1 protein-coding gene is annotated in these 2,000 nt (G+C 67.0%); it reads left to right on the top strand.

The features are described from left to right. Nucleotides 1-100: 100 nt before the first annotated feature. The coding region (locus HX774_RS20465; RefSeq protein ID WP_178829011.1) for an RHS repeat-associated core domain-containing protein at nt 101-2,000 on the top strand (1,900 nt) is incomplete at its 3' end.

Here is a 2,000-nt window from a genome sequence, read left to right as displayed (position 1 = left end):
CAGCGTGGCCAGCAATCTGCGTCCCATCTCTATCACCTTGGGTAACGGAACTGGCTCGCTCAGCGCCACCACCAGCATGACTTATGACGGGCCAGGCAATGTGGTGACAGTTGACGGCCCCTTGCCAGGGGCGGCGGACACGACCTTCAGCGTCTATGATTCCATGCGTCAGGCCTTGGGCGTCATCGGACCTGATCCCGATGGCCCGGGCGTGCGCCTGTTCCCCGCCACCCGCACGACCTACAACGCCGACGGTCAGGTCACGGTGGCGGCGCAGGGCACGACCACAGCCCAGAGCATCGCCGCCTTCAGCGCCTTCAGCTCACTGCAGGCTGTGACCACGGCCTATGACGTCCAGGCCCGCAAAGTGCTGGAAACCTCCGCCCCCGGCACTGCCGGCGCCACGGTGATGCAATACAGCTATGACGCCTCTGGACGGTTGAGTTGCGCCGCACAGCGGATGAACCCAGGAAGCTTCTCTGTTCTGCCGGCGTCGGCCTGCACCATCACTATGCCGGTCGGTGCATTCGGTCCGGACCGCATCACCCGCACGAACTATGATCTGGCCGGACGCGCAACCAGCGCGATCCTGGGTTTCGGCTCGGGCCACACCATCACCGAGAGCCAGACCTGGACCGCGAACGGCAAGGTGGCCACGCGGACGGACGGGAACGGCAATGTGTCGACTTACGTCTATGACGGCTACGACCGCGTCTCGCGGCTGCGGTATCCCAACGCCTCGGGCGGCGGCTCCTCGACCACGGACTATGAGAGCTGGGGCTATGACGCGGCGGGCAATGTCACGGCCTATCGCAATCGCGGCGGCGAGACGTTCGGCTATGTGTTTGACGCGCTGAACCGCAAGACGCAGACGATCGCGCCGGCGAGCGTCAGCTCTGTCAGCTATACCTATGACAATCTCGGCCGTCAGCTAACGGCGAGCGCCGGTGCTCAGACCCTGAGCTCCACCTGGGACGCCTTGGGCCGTATGACGTCAGCGACGGGGCCGCTAGGGACGACCGGCTACGGCTATGACCTGGCGGGACGCCGCACCTCGCTGCACTGGCCGGACGGCTTCTGGGTCGCCTACGACCATGATCTGGCCGGCGCCGTGACGGCGATCCGCGAGAACGGCGCGACCAACTGGCAACTGGCTTCCTGGAGCTACGACAATCTCGGCCGCCGCACCGCCCAGGGCCGCGCCAACGGTGCGGTTACCGGCTGGAGCTATGACGCCGCCGGTCGCCTGAGCGGCCTGAGCCACGATATGGCGGGGACGGCGCATGACCTGACGCTGGGCTTCACGCGCAACCCGGCCAGCCAGATCGTCACCCGCTCGGTCTCGAACGCCGCCTATAAGGACACGCCGGCCGCCGGCCAGACCGACTACGTCAACAACGGCCGCAATCAGGTGACCAGCGTGGGCGGAACGGTCGTGGGCTATGACGGGCGCTGGAACATCACCTCGGCGGCCGGTGGAACCTATGGCTACAACGCCCTGAACCAGCTGGTCAGCGCCACGACGGGCGGCGCCTCCACGACCCTGGCCTATGACCCGGCGGACCGGCTGCACCAGCTGGGATCGACCCGGTTCCTGTACGACGGCCCCCAGGTGATCGGGGAGTACGACGCCTCGGGCGGGGTGTTGAGGCGCTATGTCCACGGCGCCGGGCCGGACGAACCGATCGCAGTCTATGAGGGTGCGGGTTACGACCGGCGCTGGCTGCTGGCGGACGAGCGCGGCTCTATCGTGGCGGTCACGGACGGCGCGGGCGCCGCCGTCGCGGTCAACACCTACGACGAATACGGGCGGCCGGGCTCCGGCAACGTCGGCCGTTTCCAATACACCGGGCAGATGTGGCTGCCCGAGGCCCACGCCTACCACTACAAGGCCCGCATCTACGCTCCCACCCTGGGGCGCTTCCTGCAGACCGACCCCATCGGCTACGGCGACGGTCTCAACGTCTATGCCTATGTCCAAAACGATCCCGTGAACAACA

This window comes from Brevundimonas sp. P7753, from assembly GCF_013386595.1.
In the GTDB taxonomy this organism is placed as follows: Bacteria; Pseudomonadota; Alphaproteobacteria; order Caulobacterales; family Caulobacteraceae; genus Brevundimonas; species Brevundimonas bullata.
Note: the sequence above shows the minus strand (reverse complement) of the source record. Positions and strands in the feature narration are given on the sequence as shown.